Origin of the sequence: Herbaspirillum lusitanum P6-12 (assembly GCF_000256565.1) — a bacterium.
Lineage (GTDB): Bacteria > Pseudomonadota > Gammaproteobacteria > Burkholderiales > Burkholderiaceae_D > Herbaspirillum > Herbaspirillum lusitanum.
In genome coordinates, this window is the sequence record NZ_AJHH01000406.1 from 1 (window position 1) to 1855 (window position 1855).

Here is a 1855-nt window from a genome sequence, read left to right on the forward strand (position 1 = left end):
TTTTTTGGCGGCGCGGGCCAGGACTATCTTGATCAATACGGCATCGCACCGGAGACCTTCGGACAAATTTCGGTGAAGGCGCGCCGCCACGCGGCCAACAATCCTTACGCCGTATTCCGCACGCCGGTGACGCTGGAAGAAGTCATGGGCTCGCCAACCGTATTCGGCCTGCTGACGCGTTTGCAATGCTGTCCGCCGACCTGCGGCGCGGCGGCCGCGGTGCTGTGCTCCAAACGCTTCGCGCGCTGGTTCAATCTCGACACCAGCGTCGCCATCGCAGCACAGGCGATGACCACCGACCAGGCCGATTCCTTCGACAGCGGCGACATGCGCAAGCTGGTCGGCTGCGGCATGACGGCCATCGCCGCGGAACGCGCCTATGCCGAAGCCGGCGTCGGCCCCGAAGACATTCAGGTAGTCGAACTGCACGACTGCTTCACCGCCAACGAACTGATCAGCTACGAAGCGCTGCAACTGACGCCGTCCGGCACCGCCGAGAAATTCATCCTCGACGGCGACAACACCTATGGCGGCAAGATCGTCACCAATCCTTCCGGCGGCCTCTTGTCGAAGGGCCATCCGCTCGGCGCCACCGGCCTCGCGCAATGCGCGGAACTGACCTGGCAGTTGCGCGGCCGGGCCGAACGGCGCCAGGTCGATGGCGCACGCTGGGGCCTGCAACACAACCTCGGCCTGGGCGGCGCCTGCGTCGTCACCGTCTACGAAAAAACCAACTGAACCGAAGCTTGTCCGTCATTCACCCATGCAGCACGGCGGAGATCGTGTCATCAAGGAGACCACATGAACAAGAAGCTAGAAGGTAAGGTCGCCATCGTCAGCGGTTCCGGCCGCGGCATCGGCCGAGAGATTGCTCTCAAGCTGGCCGCCGACGGCGCGGCCCTGGTCATCAATGATCTCGACGAAAAAATGGCCGCCGGCGTCGTGCAGGAAATCGTCGACGCCGGCGGTCGCGCCACGGCCTGCTGCGGCGACGTCACGGCGCCCGAATTCGCCACGCGGTTCATCGACACCGCACTGGACAGCTTCGGCCGCCTCGACATCATCGTCAACAATGCCGGCTACACGTGGGACAACGTCATCCAGAAAATGACCGACGAACAATGGGACGCCATCATGGCGGTGCACGTGACGGCGCCGTTCCGCATCCTGCGCGCGGCGTCGGAATATTTCCGCCGCGCCGCCAAGGAAGAAACTGCACAAGGCGTCGAAGTGTTCCGCAAGGTGGTCAACATCTCGTCGGTGTCGGGCGTGATGGGCAACGCCGGCCAGGCCAATTATTCCGCCGCCAAGTCAGCCATCAACGGCCTGACCAAGGCGCTGGCCAAGGAGTGGGGACGCTACAAGGTCAACGTCAACAGCGTCGCCTTCGGCCTGATCAAGACGCGCCTGACCGAAGCGACCGCAGGTGACGACGCCACCATCAATATTTCGGGTAACGAGATCAAGGTCGGCGTCAACCAGCAACTGATGCAGAACCTGGAAACGCTGATCCCGATGGGCCGCGCGGGCACGCCGGCGGAAGCGGCGGGCGCGGTGTATCTGTTCTGCATTCCGGAGTCGAACTACATCAGCGGGCAAATCGTGATCTGCGGCGGAGGAAGACCTTAACCCCTCAGTGCATGCTCCTTGAGCATCTGCTTCGCGATCAGCAGTTGCTGGATCTGCGAGGTGCCCTCGTAGATGCGCATCACGCGCACATCGCGATAGATGCGTTCGATTGGGTAATCGCTCATGAAGCCGGCGCCGCCGAAGATCTGCAGCACGCGGTCGGCCACCTTGCCCGCCGTTTCGGTGGCGAACAATTTGCAGCACGAGGCTTCCTTGATCACCGGCA

At 63.0% G+C, this 1855-nt stretch carries 3 protein-coding genes; 2 read left to right on the forward strand and 1 reads right to left on the reverse strand.

The window, feature by feature from the left end; translation table 11 throughout:
- Positions 1-738: thiolase C-terminal domain-containing protein (locus HLUSI_RS0113235; RefSeq protein WP_016834434.1), on the forward strand; the 738-nt coding region annotated here is incomplete at its 5' end.
- Positions 739-801: 63 nt separating this feature from the next.
- Positions 802-1629, forward strand: coding sequence for an SDR family NAD(P)-dependent oxidoreductase (locus HLUSI_RS0113240; RefSeq protein ID WP_016834435.1), 828 nt, complete (start codon positions 802-804; stop codon positions 1627-1629).
- Here the strand turns inward: HLUSI_RS0113240 and HLUSI_RS0113245 are convergent.
- A partial coding sequence (locus tag HLUSI_RS0113245; protein WP_016834436.1) for an acyl-CoA dehydrogenase family protein occupies positions 1626-1855 on the reverse strand: 230 nt, incomplete at its 5' end. The two genes, HLUSI_RS0113240 and HLUSI_RS0113245, sit on opposite strands and share 4 nt — an antisense overlap.

Bases quoted from the DNA above. Each gene is read 5' to 3' on its own strand.
- HLUSI_RS0113240 (WP_016834435.1), top strand. From the start codon at position 802: ATGAACAAGAAGCTAGAAGGTAAGGTCGCCATCGTCAGCGGTTCCGGC.